The organism is Micromonospora sp. NPDC047521, from assembly GCF_055587305.1.
The window spans coordinates 121,481-146,153 of the sequence record NZ_JBVJGN010000003.1; the positions used below are offsets into that span (position 1 = coordinate 121,481).

Consider the following 24,673-nt stretch of genomic DNA (forward strand, 5'->3'; position numbering starts at 1 on the left):
CATGGGACTGTTCAGCCGCAAGCCGAAACTGCCCCCGGCCGACCGGCCGCCGCTGGCCGCCGACGAGCGGGTGCTCGCGTGGGCCGCGGTGGGCAACGGCGAGGGCGACGGGGTGGTCGTGGCCAGCAACCTCGGGCTGTGGCTGCCCGGCCGGGGTCACCGTCTCGGCTGGCACGACATCCTCAAGGCGGTGTGGTCCGGTAGGGAGTTGACTGTCACGCCCGCCGAGCCGGTCGCCGAGCGCGACGGCTACGCGCTGGTGACCGACGGTCCCGCCGAGACGTACCTGCTGCTCGACCCGGGTGAGCTGCCGCACCAGGTGCGGGCCCGGGTGACCCGCTCGGTCGCGTACACCGAACACCAGCGGCTGCCCGGCGGCGCGGCGCGGGTCGCGGCCCGGCGGGTGGCCGGGGTCGACGGCCTGACGTGGACCGTCCGGCTCGACCCCGGCACCCCTGTGGACGACGACACCCTGCTCGCCGAGACCGATCGCCTTGTCGGCGTGGCCCGCGCGGCGACCGCGCCTGTCGACTGACCGGCCGTCAGTTCGCGCCCAGATCCCTCAACGCCTTGTCGGCGCCCCGGTGCAGCGGCACCGGGAGGGTCCTGCGGGCCCTTTCCAGCGAGATCCCCTTGGCGGCCGGGTTGGCCTGGGCCAGGACGTCGCGCTTCTCGAACAGCGTCCGGGTGATCGCGCAGGCGACGTTGGCGTCCAGGTCCCTGCGGACCAGCAGCACGTTCGGCACGACGATGGTGGGGGTGTCGGTCGCCGTCCGGTACACGTCCCGCCCGATCGTGCCGGCCTGGTAGCCGGGGCTCAGCGCGGCCATCTTCGGCAGCAGGGACGCGAGGTCGACGAACGTCACGGTGTCACCGGCTGTGGTGAACAGGTCGGTCAGGCCGCCGGTGGGCAGGCCCCCGGACCAGAAGAACCCGTCGACACTGCCGTCCTTGATGCCCTCGACCGTCTTGGTCAGGTCGAGCCGCTGCGCCCGTACGTCCTTGGCGGGGTTGAGACCGGCGGCCTCCAGCAGCCGGTTGGCGATCACCTCGGTGCCGGACTTCGGGGAGCCTGTGGAGATCCGCTTGCCGCGCATCCCGGCGACCGAGGTGATCCCGGAATCCTTGCGGACCACCACCTGCGTGTAGTTGTCGTAGATGCGCGCCAGCGCCTCGACCGGCTGTGGCGCGGTGAAGTTGTCCTTGCCCTCGACCGCGTTGACAGCCGTGTCGAACAGCGAGAACGCCACATCGTACTGGCCACCGACGAGCTGTTCGACGTTCTGCACGGAGGCCCCGGTCTCGGCGGCCGTGCCGGTGAGCTTGCCACCGGTCGCCCCGGACAACTGCCCGGCCAGGGCGTTGCCGATCGGGTAGTAGACGCCTGTCGCGTTGCCGGTGGCGATGCCGACCCGGGTCGGCTGGCCCACCTCGCAGGTGACCTCGCTTGACGCGTCGTCAGTGGCCGCGCCGCCCTGCTGGCCTCCACAGCCGGCGACGCCGGTCGTGGCGAGGGCGAGCACGCTCAGGCCGGCAGCGAGCCGTACGTCGATTCGTCTCACAGTTTCTCCTCCACGGGACTTGCTGGTGATCCGACTGGCGGCCGGCGTGCGGAAGCGCGTCGGGCGACGACACCCGCCGCCGCGACGGCGGCCAGCGCGACGCCTACCGTGACCGGGACGGGTTCGAGCCAGAGCAGGGTGACGCCGGCGAGGACGCCGAGCACGCGCTCCGGTGGGCCGGCGGGACCGACACCGGGCAGCCAACCGCCGGCGGCGACGGCGAGCACGGCGACGCTGAGGGCGGTCACCACGGCGGCGACGGCGATCCGTTGGACGCCGCCGATGCCGAGCAGCCCCAGCCCGGCAGGGGTGATGACGAAGGCGATCGGGGTGAGGTACGCCGGCAGCGCGTACCGCAGGGTCTGCCACATGGTCGGCACCAGCCGGCCGCCGGTGACGGCGGCGGCGGCCACCGAGGCGAGCGCGGTCGGTGGGGACACCTCGGACAGCACCGCGAAGTAGAAGACGAACATCGCCACGGCGGGCGCGGTCACCCCGAGGTCGAGAAGGGCCGGTCCGACGATCACCCAGCCGATCACGAACGAGGCGGTGACCGGCACGGCCAGGCCCAGCAGGCTGAGGGCGACGGCCGCGAGCAGCGCGGTGAGCACCAGCACCAGGGTCGGGTCCGAGGTGGCGGCCTTCGCCCCGCCGACCAGCAGCGCCGCCGCCTGCGGCCCGAGGCCGGTCTTCGTGGTGGTGGCCGTGATGATGCCGGCGGCGGCGCAGACGGCGGTGACCGCGAGCACCCCGCGTACGCCTGTGACGAGCGCGGTCACCAGCCGGGCCGGGGTGAGCCGGTGGGTACGGTCCAGGAAGGACAGTGCGGCGGCCAGGACCGTGGCGAAGACGACAGCCCTCGTCGCGGACATGCCCACGGCGAGGAACACGACGATGGCGATCAGCGAGGCGAAGTGGTAGCCGAACCGGGCCACCATGCGCCACGGCGACCCGACGTCGATCACCACTGGCCGTACGCCCGAGCGGCGGGCGTCGATCTCCACGGAGAGCAGGATCCCGAGGTAGTAGAGAACCGTCGGCACGGTGGCCCAGCCCAGCACCTGGAGGTAGGAGACGTTCAGGTACTCGGCGATGATGAACGCCGCCGCGCCCAGGGTGGGTGGCGAGAGGATCGCGCCGACCCCGGCGGCGGCCAGCATGCCACCGGCGCGCTCCGGGGGGTAGCCGGCGCGGCGCAGCAGCGGCCAGGTGACCGCGCCGATGCTCACGGTCGTCGCCGCGCCGGAGCCGGAGACGGTGCCGAGCAGGAAGCCGGAGGCGACAGCCGTGCGACCGGCGGCGGTACGCGAGCGGCGGAACGCGGCGGCCGACAGCTCGACGAAGAACCGACCGGCCCCGGACAGCTCCAGCACCGCGCCGTAGATGGTGAACAGCACGATGTACGAGGCGGCCACGTCCAGCGGGGTGCCGTAGAAGCCGCTGTCGGAGTTGTAGAACGCGTCGACAAGTTGACTGAAGTCGAGCCCGGCGTGGGCGACCGGCCAGGACTGCGGCAGCAGGCCACCGTAGTAGCCGTACCCGAGGAACAGCAGGCAGACCGCCGGCAGGATCCAGCCGGTGGTGCGCCGGCACGCTTCGAGCAGCAGGAGCAGCAGGACGGTGCCGAACACCAGATCCGTCGGCGCCAGCAGGCCCTGCCGGTCGAGGAAGGCGTTGTAGCCCCCGCCGCCGTCGCCCAGGGGGATCGGCAGGACGGGGTAGAGGCAGGCGGCCACCGCGAGGGCGACCAGGACCCAGTCCGGCACTGTGGGTCGCGTCGACGCCGGCAGCGCGTCGGAGCGGTCCCCATCGGACCGTCGGGCGCGCAGGCGGGCGGGCAGCCGCAGGTCCGCCGGGTAGGCGAGGAAGACAAGCGGGAGTACGCCGGCCAGGAAGATGATCAGGTAATACTTGCTGCCCTGCGACAGGGGGCGGAACACCTGCCAGAGGGCTAGGGCGCCGACCGCCAGCGCCGCCGCCGTGAGGAGCAGCCCCGCCGGGCCGGACAGCACGCGGCCGGGCTTCTCGTCCTCGAACTGGGCGGCCAGGTCCTGCGTCGCCCGCTCGGCGGCCGAGCGGTGGTCGTCGTCGCGGCGTTCGCTCGGGTCGGCCCCGAGCGGCTCGGGTGTCGCGCGGGGTCGGGGTGGTGCGCCGTCGGCGCCCGCGTCGGGGTCGCCGCTGGGAGAGTTGGCTGGTCGGGCAGGTGAAGACGGGCCATCGGGCGAGCTGATGGGCGGCACAGAGGGACGATACACGTCGATCGGTCGGCCGGTGGGGCAGTGATCGGTGTTTCGGCGCCGCGCCTCGCGGCCCGGCGTCGTACCCGCGTATTCGCGTGGAGGGGTGTCGGACCCGGCGGTTAGGGTCGGGCGGTGACTTCGGGGCGACCACTGATTCAGGCGCGAGGGCTGGTGAAGCGGTTCGGCGACTTCACGGCCGTGGACGGCATCGACGTCGAGGTGCACGCCGGTGAGGCCTTCGGTTTCCTCGGGCCCAACGGCGCCGGCAAGTCCTCCACCATGCGGATGGTCGGCTGCATCTCCCCGCCGACCGGCGGTGAGCTGCGCATCCTGGGCATGGATCCGGTGGTTGACGGGCCGGCGATCCGCGCCCGGCTCGGCGTGTGCCCGCAGTTGGACAATCTCGATCCGGAGCTGACCGTCCGGGAGAACCTGACGGTGTACGCCCGCTACTTCGGCATCTCGCGCCGCGCGGCCCGGGAGCGGGCCGACGAGCTGCTCGACTTCGTCCAGCTCAGCGAACGCGCCGACAGCAGGGTCGAGCCGCTCTCCGGCGGGATGAAGCGCCGCCTGACAATCGCCCGGGCGCTTGTCAACGATCCGGAGATCGTGCTGCTCGACGAGCCGACCACAGGCCTGGATCCGCAGGCGAGGCACCTGGTGTGGGAGCGGCTGTTCCGGCTCAAGCAGCAGGGCGTCACGCTTGTGCTCACCACGCACTACATGGACGAGGCCGAGCAGCTCTGCGACCGGCTGGTGGTGATGGACGGCGGGCGGATCGCGGCCGAGGGCTCACCCCGGGCGCTCATCGAGCGGCACTCCACCCGCGAGGTGGTCGAGCTGCGCTTCGCCGCCGAGTCGCAGGAGCCGTTCGCCGACAAGCTGGACGGGCTGGGGGAGCGGGTGGAGGTGCTGCCCGACCGGGTGCTGCTCTACGTGCCCGACGGCGACGCGGCGGTCGCCGAGGTCTCCGCGTCGGGGCTCAACCCGGCGAACGTGCTGGTGCGGCGCAGCGGCCTGGAGGACGTCTTCCTGCACCTGACCGGCCGCACCCTCGTCGACTGACCGGTTCACCGGGCTCTGGCCCAGGTGAGAAAGCGCTCGGCCAGCCGGTCGTGGTCGGTGAGGTCCCCGGCCGCCTCGTCGAGCAGCGTGGCGAGGTAGATCAGCAGGCCGGTCCGGTTCTCGCGGTACTCGCCGAGCAGCGCCAACCGAGCCGGCGAGCAGGGCCACGCGGCGCCGCACACCCGGCAGCGCCAGGACGGGCGGGCCGCGACGTGTGGGCGGTAGCGGGGCATCAATGCCTCCCGTGGTGGTGAGCCGGCAGGGCGAGTCCTCCGGGGTGGGTGGGAGCGCCCCGTGTCGGGGGTCACGGGGCGCTCCCGGCCTGGTTCCGCCCGCCGTCCGATCCCGTGAGCGGTCCCGCTGCGTGACAGTCTGCTGAGGACCTGACTACGGTGGGAGATCCCGCGCGCCGACGACAGGCGCGTACGGCGATCGGCCCGGGACGGTACGAAGATGTACGGAGGCTGTCCGTGGAGAGTTCGTCCATGCTTGAGCACTTCGCGGAGGAGCTGCGACTGGCCCGCGCCGCCAGCGGCATGTCACAGGCGGCGCTGGCCGAGGCGTTGAGCTACTCGGGGGCACTTGTCGCAAAGGTGGAGACCTCCGAACGGCGGCCGAGCCTCGACTTCGCGCGCCGGTGTGACGCCGTGTTCGCGGCCGACGGGCGGTTCGAACGCGTCCAGCGGCGGATCAGCCGGGAGGCCGTGGTGCCGTGGTTCCGCGACTGGGCCGGCATCGAACAGGAGGCCACAGCCCTGCGCTGGTTCGAGCCGCTGTGTGTGCCAGGTCTGTTGCAGACGGAGGGGTACGCCCGCGCGCTGCTGACGGGTGGCGGTCTGTTCGCGGCGGACGAGGTCGAGCAGCAGGTGGCGACCCGTCTGGACCGTCGGGGGCTGCTCACCCGTGACCGGCCCCCGCTGCTCACCGTCGTGATCGACGAACATGTGTTGCGTCGTGCCGTGGGCGGACCGGACATCATGCGTGAGCAGGTTCAGCATCTCGTGAAGCTCGGTTCTGCGTTCCCCAGGGTCCGAATCCAGGTAGTGCCGACCCCTGCCGGTGCCTACGCTGGGCTCGGGGGGCCTTTTGTGATCGCCAGTGCGCCGCAGGGCGAGGATCTCGTCTACCTCGCTGGCCAGCGCCACGGGCAGGTCATCGACCGCGCCGAGTACGTTGGCCAGATGATCGAGGTGTGGGAGTCCATTCGCGGTGAGGCACTATCGCAGAGGCAGTCCCTCGATCTGATGGCGGAAGTGGCGGAGACATGGATCTGATTGGCGCCCGGTGGCGCAAGAGCATCCGTAGCGGTCCGGACGGCGGCAACTGTGTGGAGGTTGCCGACAATCTTCCGGGCGTCGTTGCCGTCCGTGACTCGAAGGATCCGGCCGGCCCGGTGCTGGTCTTCGCGGCTGAGGCGTGGCGCGCGTTCGTCGGGTCGGATTCCGTCCGCCGGTAGGTCGGCGGGACGCCTGCGCCCCGCCCTTCCCGTTGATCCACTCCAGATCGCCGATGTGGGCGTGTCCAGGCGGTGGGATGCCGGCAGATCGCCGATGTGGCGTCTGCACGGCGCGCGCCCCCGCCGAAACCCGGGCGACGCGTCGACAGGGTCGTCGTAGGGTGGCCGGCGGCCTGTCGTACCCCGGGGGTAGGAAGGTCGGGGACGGGGGTGGTCATGGTGGGTGCGGCGATCCGGGCACGTGGTCCCTGGGTGCCGGCGTACGCGGTGTTCGAGCACTACCTGGTCGGTCTGCGGCGCACCTGGCGGGCGGGGGTGTTCTCCTCGTTCCTGCTGCCGGTGTTGACGGTGCTCGGCTTCGGGCTCGGCGTCGGCTCGTACATCGACCAGGGCGTCGGCGGGGTGCGATATCTGGACTGGCTGGTCCCTGGGCTGATCGCCTCGACCGCGCTCCAGGTGACCGTGGGCGACTCGACCTGGCCGGTGTTCAGCAACTTCCGGTGGGTCAAGACCTACTTCGCGCAGGGCGCGTCGCCGCTGCGGGTCGGTGACATCCTGGCCGGTCACCTGGCGTTCGTGCTCTTCCGGGTGCTCACCACGATCGCGGCGTTCCTGCTTGTCACCGCCCTGTTCGGGGCGTTGCCGTCGCCGTGGGCGGTGGCCACCCTGCCGGTGGTGGCGCTGCTCGGGCTGGCCGTGGCCGCGCCCACCTTCGCGTACGCGGCTGCGGTGTCCAGCGACAGTTGGCTGGCGATGCTGTTCCGGTTCGCGGTCATCCCGATGACGCTGTTCGCCGGGGTGTTCTTCCCGGTCGAGTCGCTGCCCGAGGCGTTGCGCTGGCTGGCGTACGCGACGCCGCTGTGGCACGCCGTCGACCTGTGCCGGGCCGCCACTCTCGGCGTCGCACCGCAGTGGTCGATCGTCGGGCACCTGCTCTACCTGTCCGCCTGGGCGGTCGCCGGGTGGCTGCTGGCGCTGCGTGCGTTCCGTCGCCGGCTCGTCGTCTAGGGAGGGTTCGTGCTCACGTTGGTCCTGCCCCGGCTGGTCGACGTCTCCGCCGCGTCCCGACGGTCGGTGTCGGTTGTCGAACGCAACGTCGCGGCGCTGAAGTCGGTCTACTGGCTGCTGCTGCTCTCCGGCTTCGTGGAGCCGCTGCTCTACCTGCTCTCCATCGGGGTGGGTGTCGGGGCGCTGGTCGGTGACCTGCCGCTGCCCGACGGCCGTCTCGTGTCGTACCCGGAGTTCGTGGCTCCGGCGATGCTCGCCTCGTCGGCGATGACCGGGGCGCTCGCGGAGACCACATTCAATTTCTTCGGCAAGATGAAGTACATGAAGCTGTACGACGGGGTGATCGCCACCCCGGTACGCCCGTTCGAGATCGCCCTCGGCGAGCTGGGGTGGGCGATGCTGCGGGGCAGCGCCTACTCGGCGGCGTTCCTGGCGGTGATGGTGGCGTTCGACCTGACCACCGTGACCCGGGCGTTGACGGCTCTGCCGGCGGCGGTGCTCGTCGGGTTCGCGTTCGGCGCGCTCGGCATGGCGGTGGCCACCCTGATGCGCAGCTGGCAGGATTTCGACCTGTTGGGTTCGGCCCAGTTCACCCTGTTCCTCTTCTCCGGCACGTTCGTGCCGGCGCAGGCGTACCCGACGCTTCTGCACTGGCTGGTCGAGGTCACCCCGCTGTACCGGGCGGTGCACCTGATCCGTGGCGTCACCCTCGGTGTCGGGGGGTGGGCGTGGCTGCTCGACGTGCTCTACCTGGTGGCGATGATGGCGGTCGGCCTGCTTGTCGCGTCGCGGAGGATGGGCAGGTTGCTCTACCCGTAGGGGTTACGCGCCGCCGCTGGTGGGGCATGTCGGAGGTGACACACCACCACCGATGACGAGGAGGGGCGATGGCCTCGGACGAGACTTCCGCCCACCGGGAGCGTGAACGCGCCGACGCGAGCGCGCCGGTCGGGCCCGACGCGGGACCGGACAGCCCGACCGACCTGCCCGGCAGCGGGTGGAAGGCGGCGCTTCGCCGTACCGTCACCGAGTTCCAGGACGACAGCCTGACCGACTGGGCGGCGGCGCTCACCTACTACGGCGTGCTGTCGATCTTCCCTGGCCTGCTGGTGCTGATCTCCATCCTCGGGCTGCTGGGCGAGAGCGCCACGAACGGCGTCCGGGACACCGTCAACCAGGCGGTGCCCAACGACAGCATCCAGAAGATCATCAACGACGCGATCGGCACGGCACAGGACAACGGCGGCCTGGCCAGCATCGCGGCGATCATCGGTGTGGTTGCAGCGTTCTGGTCCGCCTCCGGCTACATCGGCGCGTTCATGCGTGCCTCGAACACCATCTACGACGTGCCGGAGGGCCGGCCGATCTGGAAGACGCTGCCGATCCGGCTGGGCGTGACCGCGGTGATCGGGGTGCTGCTGCTGGTCAGCGCGGTGATCGTGGTCTTCACCGGCCGTCTCGCCGAGGCCGTGGGGGATGTGGTCGGCCTCGGCTCGACGGCAGTCACGGTGTGGGACATCGCGAAGTGGCCGGTGCTGCTGATCCTGGTCAGCCTGATGTTCGCGATCCTCTACTGGGCCTCGCCGAACGCCCGGCACGGCGGGTTCCGCTGGGTCAGCCCGGGCGGTGTGCTGGCCGTGGTGATCTGGCTGGTGATCTCCGCTCTGTTCGCCTTCTACGTGAGCAACTTCGGCTCGTACAACAAGACGTACGGGGCGCTGGCCGGCGTGATCATCTTCTTGATCTGGCTCTGGTTGAGCAACATCGCGATCCTGCTGGGCGCCGAGTTCGACGCGGAGCTGGAGCGCAGCCGGGCCATCTCGGCCGGCCACTCGGTCGACGACGAGCCGTACGTCGAGCTGCGCGACGACCGCAAGCTCCGCAAGAAGCGCAACGCCGCAGGCAGTCACTGACAGGAACGGACCGCCCCCGCCACCGGAGAACCGCTGGCGGGGGCGTTTTCGTGTCCGTCGATGGAACTGCATGCGAGCGGGCGCGGGCGCCCCGTGATCCTTTCCTAGATCGACTAGTAGCTTTTGTTCTTTCGGACAAAAGTTGGGAACAGAACGGTTGAAGCTCTGGACAGGCGGTGCGGAACGCTCCTACTGTGTCGGACACAACACATCTGCATGACGTCGATGTGAACGAGTTCGATGATGAGGTGAGTCCCGGTGCGGACCGTCGACCCCCTGCACGTCCGCCTGTTGCGGCTGCTTCGCGACGAAGGGGCCGTGTCCCGGGCCGAACTGGGCGACCGACTCCAGATGCCGCGGCCCCGGCTGCTGGCCGAGCTGGACCGCCTCGTCGCGCTGGGGTACGTCGCCGAGGCCGGCCTCGCCGCCTCCCGGGGTGGACGTCGCTCCACCCTCGTCGAACTGAACCCGAACCTGCGCTTCGCCGCCGTCGACCTGGGCGCCAGCTCGATGGACGTCGAGGTGGTGAACGGCCGCCTCGAACCGGTCGCGCACTACGCCGAGCCCGCCGACATCCGCAACGGCCCGAAGGTCACCCTGCAACGGGTGAACGAGTTGCTGCACAAGGCCCGGGTCGACGGGACGTACGAGCGGTTGGACGCGGTGGGCATCGGCGTACCCGGGCCGGTCAGCTTCCGCGACGGCGTCCCGGTCTCGCCGCCGATCATGCCGGGCTGGGACCGGTTCCCGGTGCGCGAGCTGCTCAGCCGGGAGCACGGCTGCCCGGCGGTGGTCGACAACGACGTCAACATCATGGCGATCGGTGAGCGCCACGGCGGCGTCGCCCACTCGGTGGACGACTTCCTCTTCGTGAAGATCGGCACCGGCATCGGCTGCGGCATCTACCTCACCGGCGAGGTCTACCGGGGCACCGACGGCTGTGCCGGGGACATCGGCCACATCCAGGTCGACTCGCACGGCCCGATGTGCTCCTGCGGCAACATCGGCTGCCTGGAGGCGCTGTTCAGCGGCGCGGCGCTGGCCAAGGACGCCACCGCCGCCGCGCGCAGTGGCGCGTCGCCGGCGCTGGCCGAGCGGCTGACCCAGCGTGGCGTCGTCACCGCCCTGGACGTCGCCGAGGGCGCCGTCGAGGGCGACGTGACATGCATCCAGCTCATCCGCGACGGCGGACGACGGGTCGGCGGTGTCCTCGCCGGCCTGGTCAGCTTCACCAACCCGTCGATGATCGTGATCGGCGGCGGGCTGGCCCAGCTCGGGCACATCCTGCTCGCCGAGATCCGCAGCGTGGTCTACCGCCGGTCGCTGCCACTTGCCACAGGCAACCTGCCAGTCGTGCTGTCCGAGTTGGGCGGTCGGGCAGGGGTCGCCGGCGCGGCCGTGCTCGCCAGTGACGTCGCCTTCGGGGAGGCCTCCTGATGCTGCCACCGACACACAGACAACCGTGAGCGCGAGGAGTGAGCCGGGTTTGCGAGCCCCGCAGTCGCGAGCCGGACAAGCACCGTGAGCGAGGAGGAGACAGTGGCCCTGCCCGAGGAGACCGCCGCCACCGAGTCGGCCGAGGCCGGCGTCGAGGCGCCGCTTGTCGAAGCTCCCCCCGACACCGTCGCGGGCGAGGTGGTCCTGCGCCTCACCGACCTGGTCAAGACCTTCCCCGGCGTACGCGCCCTGGACGGTGTGCAGCTCGAGGTGCGCGCCGGCGAGGTGCACTGCCTGCTGGGTCAGAACGGCGCCGGCAAGTCCACCCTGATCAAGGTGCTGTCCGGCGTGCACCAGCCGGATTCCGGGCAGGTGGAGTGGCGCGGTGAGCCGGTCACCTTCACCAACCCGCAGGCCGCCATGAAGGCCGGTATCGCCACCATCTACCAGGAGCTCGACCTGGTCGAGGACCTCTCGGTGGCGGAGAACGCCTTCCTCGGTCACGAGCACCGCAGGTTCGGGTTCGTCAGGCGGGGTCGGATGGCCCGGCAGACGCGGCAGATCCTGGCCCGGCTCGGCCACGGCGAGATCCCGCCCGGACGGATGGTCCGGTCGCTGCCGGCGGCCGGCAAGCAGATCGTCAGCATGGCCCGGGCGCTGTCGCACGAGGCCCGACTGATCATCATGGACGAGCCGAGCGCGGTGCTGGCGCACGACGAGGTGGGCAACCTGTTCCGGATCATCCGGGAGCTGACCGCGCAGGGCATCGCCGTCATCTACATCTCCCACCGGCTGGAGGAGATCCGCGAGATCGGCGACCGGGTCACCGTACTCAAGGACGGCCGGACCACCGCGGCGAACCTGCCGGCGCGCGACACCCCGACCCGCGACCTGGTCAGCCGGATGACCGGCCGGACCATCGAGTACGTCTTCCCGGACCGCCCCACCGACGACGGCGCCGGTGCCGATCTGCTCGAGGTGCAGGGGCTGACCCGCGCCGGCGAGTTCGCCGACGTGTCGCTCAACGTCCGCGCCGGGGAGATCGTCGGCATCGCCGGCCTGGTCGGCTCCGGCCGGTCCGAGCTGCTGGAGACCATCTACGGTGCCCGCCTCCCGGAGGCCGGCTCGGTGCGGATGGAGGGGCGGGTGCTGCGTCCCGGCGTCGGTGCCGCGGTGCGGGCCGGCATGGGAATGGCTCCTGAGGAACGCAAGAGTCAGGCGCTGCTGCTCGGCGAGCCGATCTACCGCAACGTCACGCTTGCCACCTTCGGCAGGTACGCGCGGCTCGGCTTCACCGACGCCGCCAAGGAACGCGCCGAGGCGGACCGGATCGCCGAGAGCCTGGAGCTGCGGCCCCGGGACGTCGACCGGCCGGTGCGCACCCTCTCCGGCGGCAACCAGCAGAAGGTGGTGGTCGGGCGGTGGCTGCTCGGCGGCACCAAGTTGCTGCTGCTCGACGAACCCACCCGGGGTGTGGACGTGGGTGCCCGGGCTGAGCTGTACCAGGTCATCCGCTCGCTTGCCGCCCAGGGCGTCGGGGTGCTGCTGGTCTCCAGCGAGGTCCCCGAGGTGCTGGGCCTGGCCGACCGGGTGCTGGTGATGCGGGAAGGACGGGTCGTCCGCGAGGCCGCGGCCGGCGAACTCGACGAGAACACCGTGCTCGACCTCGTGATGGCGGGGTCCCTGATGGAAGGCGCACCGGCATGAGCGACGCGACTCCCACTCCCACCGCGACACCGGAGCGCCCGCAGCTTCCGGCGCAGTCGCCGCCTGTGGACCCGGCGGAGACGGCGGTGGCCAGTGACAAGGCGGCGGGCACGGGCCGGCTCTCCTGGTGGCGGGGGGACGGCGGCGACGGCGCCAAGCGCAACCTCGGTCTGATCGGTGTGCTGGCCGCGCTCATCGTGGTCGGCGCGGTCACCAAACCGGACCTCTACGGCGACCCGACCTGGGTGTGGAACAACGTCCTGGCCATCCTGCAACTCGCCTCCGTCGTCGGCGTGGTCACGGTCGGCATGACCTTCGTGATCATCGGCGGTGGCATCGACCTGTCGGTCGGGGCGATCGTCGCGCTGGCCGGCGTCTGGTGCACCACGGTGGCCACGCAGAGCTACGGCGCCGGCGGCATGATCTTCACGGCGCTCGTCGTCGGCATCTGCGTCGGCCTGGTCAACGGCGTGCTCATCTCGTACGGCCGGTTGGTGCCGTTCATCGCGACGCTCGCGATGCTGGTGGCCGCCCGCGGCCTCGCGGCGTCGATCTCCAACAAGCAGACCCAGGTGTCCAGCAGCACCGTCATCAACGACATCGCCGCCCGCAAGGTGCTCGGGATTCCGATCCTCGTCTACATCCTCGGCGCGGTGGTGCTGGCCGGCTGGGTCCTGCTCAACCGCACGACGTTCGGCCGGCGGACCATCGCCGTCGGCGGCAACCCGGAGGCCGCGCGGCTGGCCGGCATCAACGTCCGCCGGCACACCATGCTGCTGTACGCGCTCTCGGGTCTCTGCTGCGGCATCGCCGCCATCATGCTCACCTCGCAGGCCACCTCGGCGCAGGCGGCGATGGCCAACCTCTACGAGTTGGACGCGATCGCCGCCGCGATCATCGGCGGGACGCTGCTCAGCGGTGGCCGGGGCACCATCATCGGCTCGCTGCTCGGCGTCATCATCTTCGCCACGATCACGAACCTCTTCGCCATCAACGGCCTCTCCATCGAGGCGCAGAACATGGTCAAGGGCGGCATCATCGTCGCCGCCGTCCTGGTCCAGCAGTTCCAGTTCAAGTCAGTCACTCGGCTCCTCGCGCGGAACAGGGTCACCACCGCAACCTGACGCACCGCACCGTTCTCCCTGGCGACGTCGAGATCTTCGACAGTGGCCGGGCTCCGCACACCCTCACCCTCAGAAAACCCGCTCCCAGGAGGTCTTTCATGACCCAGCACAGTCGCGACGTGTCGCGCCGCCGGTTGCTCTTCGGTGGAGCCGCAGTCGGCGCCGCCACCCTGCTGACCGCCTGCACCAGCAACGAGACCCCGGCCGCCAGCACCCAGACCAAGGCCGCCGGAAACAGCGAAGGCAACAACGCCCCGGGCAAGAAGGTCGTCATCGGCTTCTCCGCCCCGGCCGCCGACCACGGCTGGATGGGTGCGATCCACGCCAACGCCAAGGCCCAGGCCGCCGCGTACTCCGACGTGGAGTTCAAGGAGGTCGACGGCGGGTCGAACTCCGAGGCCCAGCGCTCCACGCTCGGCACGCTCATCGCCCAGAAGCCGGACATCATCGTCGTGCTCCCGCACGACGGCAAGGAGGTCAACGCCGTTGCCCTCCAGGCCATGCAGGCGGGCATCCCGATCGTGAACCTCGACCGGGCCTTCCCCGACGCGCTTGCCTCGCGGCTGGTCATCAAGGGCGACAACTACGGCATGGGCGTCTCGGCCGGGCACTTCATCGGCAAGCAGCTCAAGGACAAGGGCATCGCCAACCCGGTGATCGGTGAGATCGCCGGCCTGGAGATCCCGCTGACCGTCGAGCGCAGCGCCGGCTTCGCGGCGGCCCTGGCGACCTACGGGTTCAAGGTGGGCAACAGGCGCTCGGCCGAGTTCACCTCCGACAGCGGCCAGCGCGAGGCGGCCCAGCTGCTCCAGGCGCTGCCGAAGATCGACGCGATCTGGAACCACGACGACGACCAGGGCATCGGCGTGCTCGCCGCCATCAAGCAGGCCAACCGGTCGGAGTTCTTCATGGTCGGCGGCGCGGGCTCCAAGCTCGCGATCGACGCGATCAAGGCCGACAACACAGTGCTCAAGGCGACCGTCACCTACAACCCGTCGATGGCCTCCTCGGCTGTCTCGCTCGCGCGGCTCATCGCGCAGGGTCGGGGCCTGGGCGACCTGACCGAGCTGCAGGTGCCCAAGGAAGTGACCCTTGCCTCCGAGACGATCACCAAGGAGAACGCGAGCAGCTACGACAAGCTCGGGTTCTGACATACCGGGGGGAGACCCACCTTGTCCACGACAGACAGAGAACTGCGGATCGGCATGGTCGGTTACGCGTTCATGGGCGCCGCGCACTCACAGGCGTGGCGCACCGTGAACCGCGTGTTCGACCTGCCGGCGCGGGCCCGGATGGCGCTGATCTGCGGCCGGGACACCGGAAAGGTGGCTGACGCCGCCGACCGGCTCGGCTGGGACGCGTACACGACGGACTGGCGTGACCTGATCAACCGGGACGACATCGACGTGGTCGACGTCTGCACCCCGGGCGACAGTCACGCCGAGATCGCGCTCGCCGCGTTGGCCGCCGGTAAGCACGTCCTGTGCGAGAAGCCGTTGGCCAACTCGGTGGCCGAGGCACGGGCGATGACCGCCGCGGCGGAGACAGCCCGGGCCGCCGGGGTGCGGTCGATGTGCGGGTTCAACTACCGCCGGGTCCCCGCGGTCACGATGATGCGCAAGCTGGTCGCCGACGGACGACTCGGGGTGATTCGACACGTCCGTGCGACGTACCTGCAGGACTGGATCGTGGATCCGCAGTTCCCGCTGGTCTGGCGGTTGCAGAAGGACAGGGCGGGCTCCGGCGCGCTCGGCGACATCGGTGCGCACATCATCGACCTGACCCAGTTCGTCACCGGCCAGCGGATCACCGGGGTCAGCGCCGTCACCGAGACGTTCGTCAAGGAGCGGCCGCTGCCGGCCGAGTCGAGCGGTCTGGCGGCCACTGTGGACGGCGGCTCGGCGCCCACCGGGCCGGTGACCGTCGACGACGCTGCGGTCTTCGTGGCCCGGCTGGACGGCGGCGCGCTTGCCACGTACGAGGCGAGCCGTTTCGCGACGGGCCGCAAGAACGCCCTGCGTGTCGAGATCAACGGCTCGCTCGGCAGTGTCGTCTTCGACCTGGAACGCCTCAACGAGCTGGAGTTCTACGACGCCACCCGGCCGGGTGCCGAGCAGGGCTTCAGCCGGATCCTGGTGACCGAGGGTGAACACCCGTACATGTCGGCCTGGTGGCCGCCGGGTCACATCATCGGCTACGAGCACTCCTTCACGCACGAGATGCGTGACTTCATCGAGGCGGTCGCCACCGGTGTCGACCCCGCCCCGTCCTTCGCCGACGCGTTGCAGGTCCAGCTCGTGCTGGACGCGGTGACCCGTTCGGCGGAGATCGGCTCCTCGTGGACCGAGGTGGAGCCGACACTGGCCGCGGTGGCCGTCTGACCATCGATCATCCGCGTTGGCGGTGTTTTCCGCCGTCATCGCCCGACCGGCTTTCCGGAGCCGACCGGCGAGGGACCGGCCGCGGTTTGCGCCCCGCGGCCGGGACGAGGTCGGCGACGGAGGGCGTGCAGCCGGGCCGTACGGCCCGGTGGCGCACGAGCAGGACGGTCGTCCGGTGCGGCCGGACCGGGATTCCCCGGCCGCACCGGAGGACCGCCACCATTCCCGGCGAGCCGGAGAATCTGACGGTTCCGCCGGCCTGAGACGTCCGGCCCGGGCATGCCAACGCCCTGGCCGGCCGGATGCGGGGGAGGCAGGGTCGAGACGCCGACCGACCCTGCCTGCCAGCCCCGTCTGTCCGTACCCGCACCGGGAACCGGTCCGGCGTCGTCGCCGCCGACGCCGACGTCGGAACCGGGTGCCGTCCTGGTGCGGGCCGGGCGGGCGGGGCCCATCCACCCAGGGCGTATCTTTCCGAACAATATTCTGATATTCCTATATTTAGTTACACCGACGGTTCCTCTGGATGAGGAGGGTGCACCATGCGAACGGGTGTCTGGTTGGTGGGAGCGCGCGGTTCGGTCGCGACCACCAGCATCGTCGGAGGGCTCGCGCTGCGAGCCGGCCTGGCCGGGCCGACCGGCTGCGTCACGGAACTGCCCGAGCTGCGCGGTCCCGCCCTGCCGTCCTTCGCCGACCTGGTCTTCGGCGGGCACGACCTGGCCACCACCCCGCTGTGCAAGCGCGCCGAGGCGCTTGCCGACGCCGGTGTCGTCCCCGGCAGGCTGGTCGCCGCGCTCCCCGACGAGCTGGCCGCCGTCGAGCGGGAGCTGCGCCCCGCACCGGGCGGCGCCACCCAGGCCGACCGGGCCGCCGCCGCCGTCGACGACCTCACCAGCTTCCGGGAACGGCACGCACTGGACCGGGTGGTGGTGGTCAACGTCTCCGCCACCGAACCGACCCCCCGACCGCACCCCGGGCACGCCGACCCCGACGCGCTGCGCGCCGCGCTCGCCGGCCCGGACGAGGTGCTGCCACCCAGCTCCCTGTACGCGTACGCGGCGCTGCTGGCCGGCTGCCCGTACGTCGACTTCACCCCGTCCACCGGGCTGCGGCTGCCGGCGCTTGCCGCGCTGGCCGACGAGCTGCGACTGCCGTACGCCGGGCACGACGGCAAGACCGGGGAGACCCTCGTCAAGTCGGTGCTCGCGCCGATGTTCGCGATGCGCAACCTGACTGTGCGCTCCTGGTCCGGGATGAACCTGCTGGGCGGCGGCGACGGCGCCACCCTCGCCGACCCGGCCGCCAACGCGGCGAAGGTGCAGAGCAAACAGCGGGTGCTCGGCGAGACGCTGGGCTACGTCCCGCAGGGCGGCACCCGGATCGAGTACGTCGAGGAGTTGGGCGACTTCAAGACCGCCTGGGATCTGATCACGTTCGCCGGCTTCCTCGGCACCGGCATGCGGATGGAGTTCACCTGGCACGGTTGCGACTCCGCGCTGGCCGCGCCGCTGGTGCTGGACCTGGCCCGGCTCACCGCCGCCGCGCACGCCGCCGGGCGCGTCGGGCCACTGCCCGAGCTGGGCTTCTTCTTCAAGGACCCGCTCGGCGCCCTCACCCATTCGCTGGCCGAGCAGTGGACGCGGCTGGCCGACTTCACCCGCCAGTTGCACGCCGGCCGGGAGGGTGGCCATGACCACGCTGTCTGACGTCGCCGAGCTGGTCCGGGCGCCGGCGGCGCTCTCGGTGCCCGGTGACGTGGTCGCCGGTGCGGCGGCGGCCGGCGCGCTGGGCCCGCGTACTCCCGCCCTGGCCGGCGCGTCGGTCCTGCTCTACTGGGCCGGCATGGCCGCCAACGACTGGGCGGACCGCCGCCTGGACGCCGTGGAGCGGCCCGAGCGGCCGATCCCCAGCGGCCGGGTCACCCCTACCGTCGCTGTCGGTCTCGCCGCCGGTCTCACCGCCGCCGGCGTGGGCCTGGCCGCCGCCGTGGGCGGTCGCCGCGCCGCCGCCCTCGCCGTGCCCCTGGCCGCCACCATCTGGGGGTACGACCTGCTGGCCAAGAACACCGCCGTCGGGCCGGCGGTGATGGCCGCCTGCCGGGGGCTGGACGTGCTGCTCGGCGCGTCCGGCGGCCGGCTGATCCGGGCGTTGCCGGCGGCGGCCACCGTCGCCGCGCACACCTGGACGGTCACCGCGCTGTCCCGGCACGAGGTCACCGGGGCCGACAGGGCTCTGCCGATGCGCACGCTCGCCGGCACCGCCCTGGTAGCGGCAAGCGCCGCCGTCGCCGCGCCGGGCACCCGCCGCGCCCCGACCGGGCAGACCGATCGGACCGTGCTGCCCGCCGTGCTGGCCGGTTGGTACGCCGCCCGGTACGGCGCGGCGCAGGCCGAGGTGGTCCGTGACCCGTCGGCCGGACGGGTCCGTGCCGCCGTCGGCGCGGGGATCACCGGTCTACCCGCCCTCCAGGGGGCGCTCACCGCACGCGGCGGAGCCGGCCTGCTCGGCGTCGCCGTCGCGGCGGCGGCGCCGTTGGGCCGGCGGCTGGCCCGGAAGATGTCCCCGACATGAGCGCCCCCGCGCCCCGACCCGCGCCGCCGGCCGCCGACGCGACGACCCTGCGCCTGGGGTACGGCACCAACGGCTTCGCCAACCACCGGCTCGACGACGCGCTCGCCGTCATCGCCGACCTCGGGTACGACGGGGTGGCGCTCACCCTGGACCACGACCACCTCGACCCGTTCGCGCCCGGCCTCACCCGCCGGGTCACCGCGGTCGGCCGACGACTGAACGAGCTGGGCCTCTCCGTGGTGATCGAGACCGGGGCCCGGTACCTGCTCGACCCGTGGCACAAGCACGCCCCGACGCTGCTGCACGACGACCCGACGCGGCGGATCGAGTTCCTGCGGCGGGCCGTCCGGGTCGGCGCCGACCTCGGCGCGGAGGCGGTCTCGTTCTGGGCCGGCGTACGCCCCGAGGCGGTGTCGCCGCAGTGCGCCTGGGACCGTCTGGTCGCCGGCTGCGCCACAGTCGTCGACGCCGCCGACTCCGCAGGCGTCACCCTCGGCTTCGAACCGGAGCCCGGAATGCTCGTCGAGGACATCGCCGACTGGCGTCGACTGCACACCGCCCTCGGGGCGCCGGCCCGCCTCGGCATCACCCTCGACATCGGACACTGCCGTTGTCTGGAGCCGTGGCCGGTGCCGCAGTGCGTCGCCGAGGTGGCCGACCACCTGGTCAACGTGCAGATCGACGACATGCGCCGGGGTGTGCACGAGCATCTGGAGTTCGGCGTCGGCGAGATCGACTTCCCGCCGGTGCTGGCGGCCCTTGCGCAGGCCGGCTACCGGGGTCTGGTCGCGGTGGAACTGCCCCGCGACTCACACGCCGCACCTGCCGTGGCCGCCCGGTCGATCGAGTTCCTGCGCGCCGCCGCCGCGACCGCGGCCGCTGGCGCGCGGCCCACCGAGGACGAGGTGCCCCCAGGCGCCCTTTGCTCTGCTTCAACGGACGCACCAGCGACCGTCCGGTATGTGGACAGCGGCCGTCGCGTGGAGTGAAGCAGAGCAAAGGGCGAGCCTGGGGTGCCTGCGGAGCAGCACAAGGGGAGGAGACGGGATGACACCGGATTCACTACGGGCCGCACTGCGGGGCGTACCCGATCCCGACTGGCTGGACACGGCGCTGCGCCGGGTCGCGACCGAACCCACCGCGATCACCCGGCTCTTCCCCGCCGCCGGCCGGCGCTGCGGACGCGGCCCGCTGCCCGACGCCCCCGGCTGGACCGCCGACGACGCGGCCCGGGTGCTGCTGCTCACCGCGCTCCCCGGCGACCACGCCGCGTACGCCGACACCCTCTACCGGCACGGCGACGCGGCCGAGCGGCGGGCCGTGCTGCGCGCCCTGCCGCTGCTGCCGATCGGCGCCGCAGGGGTGCCGCTGCTGCACGACGCGATCCGGACCAACGACACCCGGCTGGTCGCCGCCGCCCTCGGCCCGTACGCCAGGCACCTCGACGCGGCGGCGTGGCGGCAGGCGGTGCTCAAGTGCGTGTTCAGTGGCGTCCCCCTCGCCGCGGTGGCCGACCTGGACGCCCGCGCCGACGGCGAGCTGGCCACCATGCTGGCCGCGCTGGCCGCCGAACGGCACGCCGCCGGCCGGGAACTGCCCGCCGACGCCACCGACCTGCTCGACCGGCTCACCGCCGCACTGCCCCGGGAGGCGTGACATGCGCATCTTCGACCCACACATCCACATGACCTCACGCACCACTGACGACTACGAACGGATGGCCGCCGCCGGCGTCCGCGCCGTGGTGGAACCGTCGTTCTGGCTGGGTCAACCGCGTACCAGCGCCGCCTCGTTCACCGACTACTTCGACTCGCTGATCGGCTGGGAGCCGTTCCGGGCCGGGCAGTTCGGGGTGCGGCACTTCGCCACTGTGGCGCTGAACCCCAAGGAGGCCAACGACAGCCGCTGCCGCCCGGTCCTGGACCTGCTGCCCCGCTACCTGGACAAGGACGCGGTGGTGGCGGTCGGCGAGATCGGCTACGACTCGATGACCCCGGAGGAGGACGAGGCGTTCGCCGCCCAGCTCGCGCTGGCCGTGGCGCACGACCTGCCGGCGCTCGTGCACACCCCGCACCGGGACAAGGCCCGGGGCGTCGAGCGCACCCTCGCCGTGGTGGCCGAGTCCGGCATCGAACCGGGACGGGTGGTCGTCGACCACCTCAACGAGGTGACGGTCAAGCTGGTCCGGGACACCGGCTGCTGGCTGGGCTTCTCCATCTACCCGGACACCAAGATGACCCCGTCGCGGATGGTCGAGCTGCTGCGCGAGTACGGCACCGAGCGGATGCTCGTCAACTCGGCCGCCGACTGGGGGCGCTCCGACCCGCTGCTGACCCGGGCCACCGGCGAGGCGATGTCACAGGCCGGGTTCAGCGACGACGACATCGACAGGGTGCTGTGGCGCAACCCGGTGGAGTTCTACGGGCAGTCCGGCCGACTCGACCTCAGCGACCTGGAGGACCCGGCGGCCGTGGACCCGCAGACCGGCAACTCGATCCTGCGCGGCGGCAGCTGATGCGGCTACGACATGCCGGCGGTGACACCGTGCACCTGGGCTACTGCACCAACGTTCACCCCGCCGAGGACCTCGCCGGCATCATCGGTCAACTGGACACGTACGCCCTTCCCGTCCGCGAGGCGCTCGGCAGCGACAGGCTCGGGCTCGGCCTGTGGCTGGCCGCCCCGGTCGCCGCCGAGCTGGCCGCCGACCCGGCGCTGCGCCGCCGGCTGCGCACCGAACTCGACGCGCGAGGCCTGGAGGTGGTCACCCTCAACGGCTTCCCGTACGCGGCCTTCCAGGCCCCGGTGGTCAAGAAGGACGTCTACCACCCCGACTGGAGCACCGAGCAGCGGTTGACGTACACACTGGACCTGGCCCGGGTGCTCGCCGACCTGCTGCCCGACGACGCGGCCCGGGGCTCGATCTCCACCCTGCCGCTGGCCTGGCGGCAGCCCTGGGACACCGACCGGGCCGACGCCTCCCAACGCCGGCTGGACCAGCTCGCCGCCGGCCTGGCAACGGTGCAGCGGGACACCGGCCGCGAGGTGAGGGTCGGCTTCGAACCGGAGCCCGGCTGCGTGGTGGAGAGCACCGGTCAGGCCGCCGCCCTGCTGTCCGGCATGGACACCGAGCGGTTGGGCATCTGTCTCGACCTGGCCCACCTGGCGTGCGCCTGGGAAGACCCCGTGGCGGCACTGGACCGGCTCCGGGCGGCCGGGCTGCCGGTGGTGAAGGTGCAGGTCTCCGCCGCCGTCGAGGCCGCCGACCCGGTCGGTGGGGCCGAGGCGCTGCACCGCTGGGTGGAGCCTCGCTTCATGCACCAGACCCGGGGCGCCGGGTGCGCCGGCGGCAGCGACCCCGCCGACGAGGCGTACGCCGCCGACGACCTGGACGAGGCGTTGGACCGGGCGCTGCCCGGCCCGTGGCGGGTGCACTACCACGTGCCCCTGCACGCCCCGCCGGAGGAACCGCTCGGCTCGACCCTGCCTGTTCTGCGCGCCGCCCTGAGAGCGCTCTACACCGGTCCGACCGCGGGGTGCGACCACCTCGACGTCGAGACGTACACCTGGGGGGTGTTGCCGGCCGCGCGGAGGCCGGGCACCGACGCGGAGCTGGCCGGCGGCATCGCCGCCGAGCTGGCCTTCGCCCGTGACGAACTGGTCGGCCTCGGGCTGACCCCGGAGAGCACAGTGAACACGGGAGTGACACGATGAGCCGACGACTGGTGGTCCTGGACGTGGTGGGGCTGACCCCCCGACTGCTGGCGCACATGCCCCGGCTGCGCGGTGTCGCCGACGGCGGCTTCCGGGCCGAGCTGGGCACCGTGCTGCCCGCCGTGACCTGCTCGGTGCAGTCCACCTTCCTCACCGGCGAACCGCCAAGCGGGCACGGCATCGTCGGCAACGGCTGGTACTTCCGGGAACTGGGCGAGGTGCTGCTGTGGCGGCAGCACAACGCGCTCGTCGGCGGGGAGAAGCTCTGGCAGGCGGCCCGCAGGGCCGAGCCCGGCTACACCGTCGCCAACGTCTGCTGGTGGTACGCCATGGGCGCCGACGTCGACTGGACGGTCACCCCGCGCCCGGTGTACTACGCCGACGGGCGCAAGGAGCCGGACTGCTACACCGACCCGCCGGAGCTGCACGGCGCGCTCACCGGCCGGCTGGGCACCTTCCCGCTGTTCACGTACTGGGGGCCGACGGCCAGCCTGGCATCGTCGAAGTGGATCTGCCAGGCCGCCGAGCAGATCCTGGCAGATGTGTCGCCCGACCTCACCCTCGTCTACGTCCCGCACCTGGACTACGACCTGCAACGCTTCGGTCCCTCGTCGGCGCAGGCCGCCGCCGCGGCGGCCGAGCTGGACACCGTGCTCGGGCCACTGCTGGACGCCGCCCGCGCCCGCGACGCCACAGTGGTGGTGCTGTCCGAGTACGGCATCACCGATGTGTCCCGACCGGTGGACGTCAACCGGCTGCTGCGCTCCGAAGGGCTGCTGCGGGTGCACACGCAGGCCGGCATGGAGTACCTCGACCCGTGGACGTCGAAGGCGTTCGCGGTCGCCGACCACCAGATCGCGCACGTCTACGTCAAGGATCCGGCCGACGTGCCGGCGGTGGCGAAGCTCTGCGCCGGCCTGCCCGGGGTGGCCGAGGTCCTCGACGCCGAGGGCAAGGCCGCGCACGGGCTGGACCATCCGCGCGCCGGTGAGCTGGTGCTTGTGGCCGAGCCGGACGCCTGGTTCACCTACTACTACTGGCTCGACGACGCCCGCGCGCCGGACTTCGCCCGGCTGGTCGAGATCCACCGCAAGCCCGGGTACGACCCCGCCGAGCTGTTCTTCGACCCGGCCAACCCCGGGGCGGCGAAGCTGCGGGCGGCCGCCGCGCTGGCCCGCAAGAAGGTCGGCATGCGGTACCTGATGAGCGCCGTCGGCCTGGACGCCGGCGCCCGCGCGGTACGCGGCTCGCACGGACGGCTGCCGGACGACCCGGCGGACGCACCGGTGCTGCTCTGCTCCGACCCGGGCGCGGCCCGGGACCGGATCGCCGCCACCGAGGTCAAGGGGTTGTTACTGGAGTTGGCCGGGTTAGGCGCCGGCGGCGCGGAGGGGTCGGGGGAGCGGACATGACGGTCACCGTCGCGCCCACCGACACCAGCGGGCTGCGCGCGCGCTTCGACGCGGAGCTGGCCGCGTTCCTCGACCGGCAGGGGCCGGACTGGCCGGACGGCGCGCCGCGCGGGGTGTTCACCGCGCTGCAACGGTTCGTGCTTGCCGGCGGGAAACGGCTGCGTCCGCTCTTCTGCTACTGGGGTTGGCGCGGGACGGGCGCCGCCGACGGCACCCCGATCGTGGTGGCGGCGGCGGCCCTGGAGCTGTTCCACGCGTTCGCGCTGATCCACGACGACATCCTCGACGGCAGCGACCGCCGTCGGGGTGAGCCGTCGGTGCACCGGCTCTTCGCCGACCTGCACGCCCGCTCGTCGTGGCGCGGCGATCCGGAGGCGTACGGGCGCAACACCGCGCTGCTCTGCGGCGATCTCTGCGCCGCCTGGTCGGACCAGATGTTCCACGAGTGCGGTCTGGACACCGAGCAGGTGCACCGCGGCTACGGCGTGTTCGCGTTGATGCGTACCGAGGTGATCGCCGGGGAGTACCTGGACCTGGTCTCCGGGGTGGGCGACGGCTCGGTGGCCAGCGCGCTCACGGTGATAAGGATGAAGGCCGCCCGCTACACGGTGACCCGGCCGTTGCAGATCGGCGCCGCGCTGGCCGGTGCGGGACCGGAGCTGATCGAGGCGCTGGGCGAGTTCGGTGACCCGTTGGGCGACGCGTTCCAGCTGCGCGACGACGTGCTTGGCGTCTTCGGTGACCCGGCGGTCACCGGCAAGTCGGTGCTCGACGACCTGCGCGAGGGCAAGCCGACGGTGATGATGGCGCTGGCCCGCAGCGCCGCCGACCGGACGCAGACCGCGCGGCTGCGGGAGCTGTTCGGCAACCCCACGCTGGACTCCGACGGCGCGGCGGAGCTACGGACGATCATCGAGGGGACCGGCGCGCGCGAGCGCATCGAGCAGATGATCCGGGTCCGTACCGAGGCGGCGCTGACCGCCCTGGAGAGCGCCCAGGTGGCCGACGAGGCCCGTGCCGCGCTGATCGCGTTGGCCGCGCAGGCGATCGACCGCCGCGCCTGAATCCTGCCGACTTTCG

23 protein-coding genes are annotated in these 24,673 nt (G+C 72.0%); 20 read left to right on the forward strand and 3 right to left on the reverse strand.

Annotated features, from left to right (window positions below):
- Nucleotide 1: 1 nt before the first annotated feature.
- Nucleotides 2–535 (forward strand): hypothetical protein, encoded by a 534-nt coding sequence (locus ACZ6N8_RS08185; RefSeq protein WP_364362316.1) that lies wholly within the window; start codon nt 2–4, stop codon nt 533–535.
- 7 nt (nt 536–542) lie between these two features.
- Here ACZ6N8_RS08185 and ACZ6N8_RS08190 read toward each other — a convergent pair whose 3' ends face one another.
- Together ACZ6N8_RS08190 and ACZ6N8_RS08195 are read right to left on the reverse strand one after the other, a co-directional pair.
- Complete coding sequence (locus ACZ6N8_RS08190) at nt 543–1,562, reverse strand: TAXI family TRAP transporter solute-binding subunit (RefSeq protein WP_466008511.1); 1,020 nt, start codon at nt 1,560–1,562, stop codon at nt 543–545.
- Nucleotides 1,559–3,802: a TRAP transporter permease gene (locus ACZ6N8_RS08195; RefSeq protein ID WP_466008513.1), complete on the reverse strand. Its 2,244-nt coding sequence runs from the start codon at nt 3,800–3,802 to the stop codon at nt 1,559–1,561. Before ACZ6N8_RS08195 ends, ACZ6N8_RS08190 begins: the two co-directional genes overlap by 4 nt.
- Nucleotides 3,803–3,934: 132 nt before the next feature.
- On the opposite strand from ACZ6N8_RS08195, the gene ACZ6N8_RS08200 reads away from it, so the two are divergent.
- Entirely contained in the window at nt 3,935–4,867 is a 933-nt protein-coding gene (locus ACZ6N8_RS08200) for an ABC transporter ATP-binding protein (RefSeq protein ID WP_466008514.1), read from the forward strand.
- Nucleotides 4,868–4,872: 5 nt separating this feature from the next.
- On the opposite strand, the gene ACZ6N8_RS08205 is transcribed toward ACZ6N8_RS08200, so the two are convergent.
- Nucleotides 4,873–5,100 (reverse strand): flavin reductase, encoded by a 228-nt coding sequence (locus ACZ6N8_RS08205; protein WP_466008516.1) that lies wholly within the window; start codon nt 5,098–5,100, stop codon nt 4,873–4,875.
- Between the two features lie 252 nt (nt 5,101–5,352).
- Here ACZ6N8_RS08205 and ACZ6N8_RS08210 point away from each other — a divergent pair, with 252 nt between their 5' ends.
- The 18 genes from ACZ6N8_RS08210 to ACZ6N8_RS08295 all read left to right on the forward strand — a co-directional run bounded on the left by ACZ6N8_RS08210 (nt 5,353) and on the right by ACZ6N8_RS08295 (nt 24,657).
- Nucleotides 5,353–6,141, forward strand: a complete 789-nt coding sequence (locus tag ACZ6N8_RS08210; RefSeq protein WP_466008518.1) for a helix-turn-helix domain-containing protein — start codon at nt 5,353–5,355, stop codon at nt 6,139–6,141.
- Nucleotides 6,132–6,323 (forward strand): DUF397 domain-containing protein, encoded by a 192-nt coding sequence (locus tag ACZ6N8_RS08215; RefSeq protein ID WP_466008520.1) that lies wholly within the window; start codon nt 6,132–6,134, stop codon nt 6,321–6,323. Before ACZ6N8_RS08210 ends, ACZ6N8_RS08215 begins: the two co-directional genes overlap by 10 nt.
- 216 nt (nt 6,324–6,539) lie before the next feature.
- Nucleotides 6,540–7,331 carry an ABC transporter permease gene (locus ACZ6N8_RS08220; protein ID WP_466008522.1) on the forward strand — a complete coding sequence of 264 codons (792 nt, stop codon included), beginning with the start codon at nt 6,540–6,542 and terminating at the stop codon, nt 7,329–7,331.
- 9 nt (nt 7,332–7,340) lie between these two features.
- A complete protein-coding gene (locus ACZ6N8_RS08225; RefSeq protein ID WP_364362321.1) occupies nt 7,341–8,150 on the forward strand; it encodes an ABC transporter permease in 810 nt (269 codons plus the stop codon).
- A gap of 68 nt (nt 8,151–8,218) precedes the next feature.
- Complete coding sequence (locus tag ACZ6N8_RS08230) at nt 8,219–9,244, forward strand: YihY/virulence factor BrkB family protein (RefSeq protein ID WP_466008524.1); 1,026 nt, start codon at nt 8,219–8,221, stop codon at nt 9,242–9,244.
- Between the two features lie 258 nt (nt 9,245–9,502).
- Complete coding sequence (locus ACZ6N8_RS08235) at nt 9,503–10,681, forward strand: ROK family protein (RefSeq protein ID WP_466008526.1); 1,179 nt, start codon at nt 9,503–9,505, stop codon at nt 10,679–10,681.
- A 198-nt stretch (nt 10,682–10,879) separates the two neighbouring features.
- On the forward strand, nt 10,880–12,388 hold the full coding sequence (locus ACZ6N8_RS08240) for a sugar ABC transporter ATP-binding protein (protein WP_466009142.1): 1,509 nt from the start codon (nt 10,880–10,882) through the stop codon (nt 12,386–12,388).
- Entirely contained in the window at nt 12,385–13,512 is a 1,128-nt protein-coding gene (locus ACZ6N8_RS08245) for an ABC transporter permease (RefSeq protein WP_466008528.1), read from the forward strand. The genes ACZ6N8_RS08240 and ACZ6N8_RS08245 overlap by 4 nt, the downstream gene beginning before the upstream one ends.
- A 98-nt stretch (nt 13,513–13,610) precedes the next feature.
- Entirely contained in the window at nt 13,611–14,663 is a 1,053-nt protein-coding gene (locus ACZ6N8_RS08250; RefSeq protein WP_139587363.1) for a substrate-binding domain-containing protein, read from the forward strand.
- A 54-nt stretch (nt 14,664–14,717) separates the two neighbouring features.
- Entirely contained in the window at nt 14,718–15,893 is a 1,176-nt protein-coding gene (locus ACZ6N8_RS08255) for a Gfo/Idh/MocA family protein (protein ID WP_466009144.1), read from the forward strand.
- Nucleotides 15,894–16,435: 542 nt separating this feature from the next.
- The gene (locus ACZ6N8_RS08260; protein WP_466008530.1) at nt 16,436–17,602 is read left to right on the forward strand and encodes an inositol-3-phosphate synthase; all 1,167 of its coding nucleotides are present in this window, start codon (nt 16,436–16,438) and stop codon (nt 17,600–17,602) included.
- Nucleotides 17,586–18,467, forward strand: coding sequence for an SCO3242 family prenyltransferase (locus tag ACZ6N8_RS08265; RefSeq protein WP_466008532.1), 882 nt, complete (start codon nt 17,586–17,588; stop codon nt 18,465–18,467). Before ACZ6N8_RS08260 ends, ACZ6N8_RS08265 begins: the two co-directional genes overlap by 17 nt.
- A complete protein-coding gene (locus tag ACZ6N8_RS08270; RefSeq protein ID WP_466008534.1) occupies nt 18,464–19,456 on the forward strand; it encodes a sugar phosphate isomerase/epimerase family protein in 993 nt (330 codons plus the stop codon). The genes ACZ6N8_RS08265 and ACZ6N8_RS08270 overlap by 4 nt, the downstream gene beginning before the upstream one ends.
- Before the next feature lie 58 nt (nt 19,457–19,514).
- Complete coding sequence (locus tag ACZ6N8_RS08275) at nt 19,515–20,123, forward strand: EboA domain-containing protein (protein WP_466008536.1); 609 nt, start codon at nt 19,515–19,517, stop codon at nt 20,121–20,123.
- A gap of 1 nt (nt 20,124) precedes the next feature.
- A complete protein-coding gene (locus tag ACZ6N8_RS08280; RefSeq protein ID WP_364362330.1) occupies nt 20,125–20,982 on the forward strand; it encodes a TatD family hydrolase in 858 nt (285 codons plus the stop codon).
- Nucleotides 20,982–22,181, forward strand: a complete 1,200-nt coding sequence (eboE, locus tag ACZ6N8_RS08285; protein ID WP_466008538.1) for a metabolite traffic protein EboE — start codon at nt 20,982–20,984, stop codon at nt 22,179–22,181. Before ACZ6N8_RS08280 ends, eboE begins: the two co-directional genes overlap by 1 nt.
- Entirely contained in the window at nt 22,178–23,593 is a 1,416-nt protein-coding gene (locus tag ACZ6N8_RS08290) for an alkaline phosphatase family protein (RefSeq protein ID WP_466008540.1), read from the forward strand. The genes eboE and ACZ6N8_RS08290 overlap by 4 nt, the downstream gene beginning before the upstream one ends.
- The gene (locus tag ACZ6N8_RS08295) at nt 23,590–24,657 is read left to right on the forward strand and encodes a polyprenyl synthetase family protein (RefSeq protein WP_466008542.1); all 1,068 of its coding nucleotides are present in this window, start codon (nt 23,590–23,592) and stop codon (nt 24,655–24,657) included. Before ACZ6N8_RS08290 ends, ACZ6N8_RS08295 begins: the two co-directional genes overlap by 4 nt.
- Nucleotides 24,658–24,673 lie beyond the last annotated feature (16 nt).

What these genes read in the sequence shown, in the direction of transcription:
- ACZ6N8_RS08230 (WP_466008524.1), top strand. Translation starts at nt 8,219, where the DNA reads ATGGCCTCGGACGAGACTTCCGCCCACCGGGAGCGTGAACGCGCCGAC.
- ACZ6N8_RS08210 (WP_466008518.1), top strand. Translation starts at nt 5,353, where the DNA reads ATGCTTGAGCACTTCGCGGAGGAGCTGCGACTGGCCCGCGCCGCCAGC.
- ACZ6N8_RS08260 (WP_466008530.1), top strand. Translation starts at nt 16,436, where the DNA reads ATGCGAACGGGTGTCTGGTTGGTGGGAGCGCGCGGTTCGGTCGCGACC.
- ACZ6N8_RS08215 (WP_466008520.1), top strand. Translation starts at nt 6,132, where the DNA reads ATGGATCTGATTGGCGCCCGGTGGCGCAAGAGCATCCGTAGCGGTCCG.
- ACZ6N8_RS08205 (WP_466008516.1), bottom strand. Translation starts at nt 5,100, where the DNA reads ATGCCCCGCTACCGCCCACACGTCGCGGCCCGCCCGTCCTGGCGCTGC.
- ACZ6N8_RS08275 (WP_466008536.1), top strand. Translation starts at nt 19,515, where the DNA reads ATGACACCGGATTCACTACGGGCCGCACTGCGGGGCGTACCCGATCCC.
- ACZ6N8_RS08270 (WP_466008534.1), top strand. Translation starts at nt 18,464, where the DNA reads ATGAGCGCCCCCGCGCCCCGACCCGCGCCGCCGGCCGCCGACGCGACG.
- ACZ6N8_RS08220 (WP_466008522.1), top strand. Translation starts at nt 6,540, where the DNA reads ATGGTGGGTGCGGCGATCCGGGCACGTGGTCCCTGGGTGCCGGCGTAC.
- eboE (WP_466008538.1), top strand. Translation starts at nt 20,982, where the DNA reads ATGCGGCTACGACATGCCGGCGGTGACACCGTGCACCTGGGCTACTGC.
- ACZ6N8_RS08255 (WP_466009144.1), top strand. Translation starts at nt 14,718, where the DNA reads ATGGTCGGTTACGCGTTCATGGGCGCCGCGCACTCACAGGCGTGGCGC.
- ACZ6N8_RS08245 (WP_466008528.1), top strand. Translation starts at nt 12,385, where the DNA reads ATGAGCGACGCGACTCCCACTCCCACCGCGACACCGGAGCGCCCGCAG.
- ACZ6N8_RS08290 (WP_466008540.1), top strand. Translation starts at nt 22,178, where the DNA reads ATGAGCCGACGACTGGTGGTCCTGGACGTGGTGGGGCTGACCCCCCGA.
- ACZ6N8_RS08295 (WP_466008542.1), top strand. Translation starts at nt 23,590, where the DNA reads ATGACGGTCACCGTCGCGCCCACCGACACCAGCGGGCTGCGCGCGCGC.
- ACZ6N8_RS08280 (WP_364362330.1), top strand. Translation starts at nt 20,125, where the DNA reads ATGCGCATCTTCGACCCACACATCCACATGACCTCACGCACCACTGAC.
- ACZ6N8_RS08250 (WP_139587363.1), top strand. Translation starts at nt 13,611, where the DNA reads ATGACCCAGCACAGTCGCGACGTGTCGCGCCGCCGGTTGCTCTTCGGT.
- ACZ6N8_RS08265 (WP_466008532.1), top strand. Translation starts at nt 17,586, where the DNA reads ATGACCACGCTGTCTGACGTCGCCGAGCTGGTCCGGGCGCCGGCGGCG.
- ACZ6N8_RS08185 (WP_364362316.1), top strand. Translation starts at nt 2, where the DNA reads ATGGGACTGTTCAGCCGCAAGCCGAAACTGCCCCCGGCCGACCGGCCG.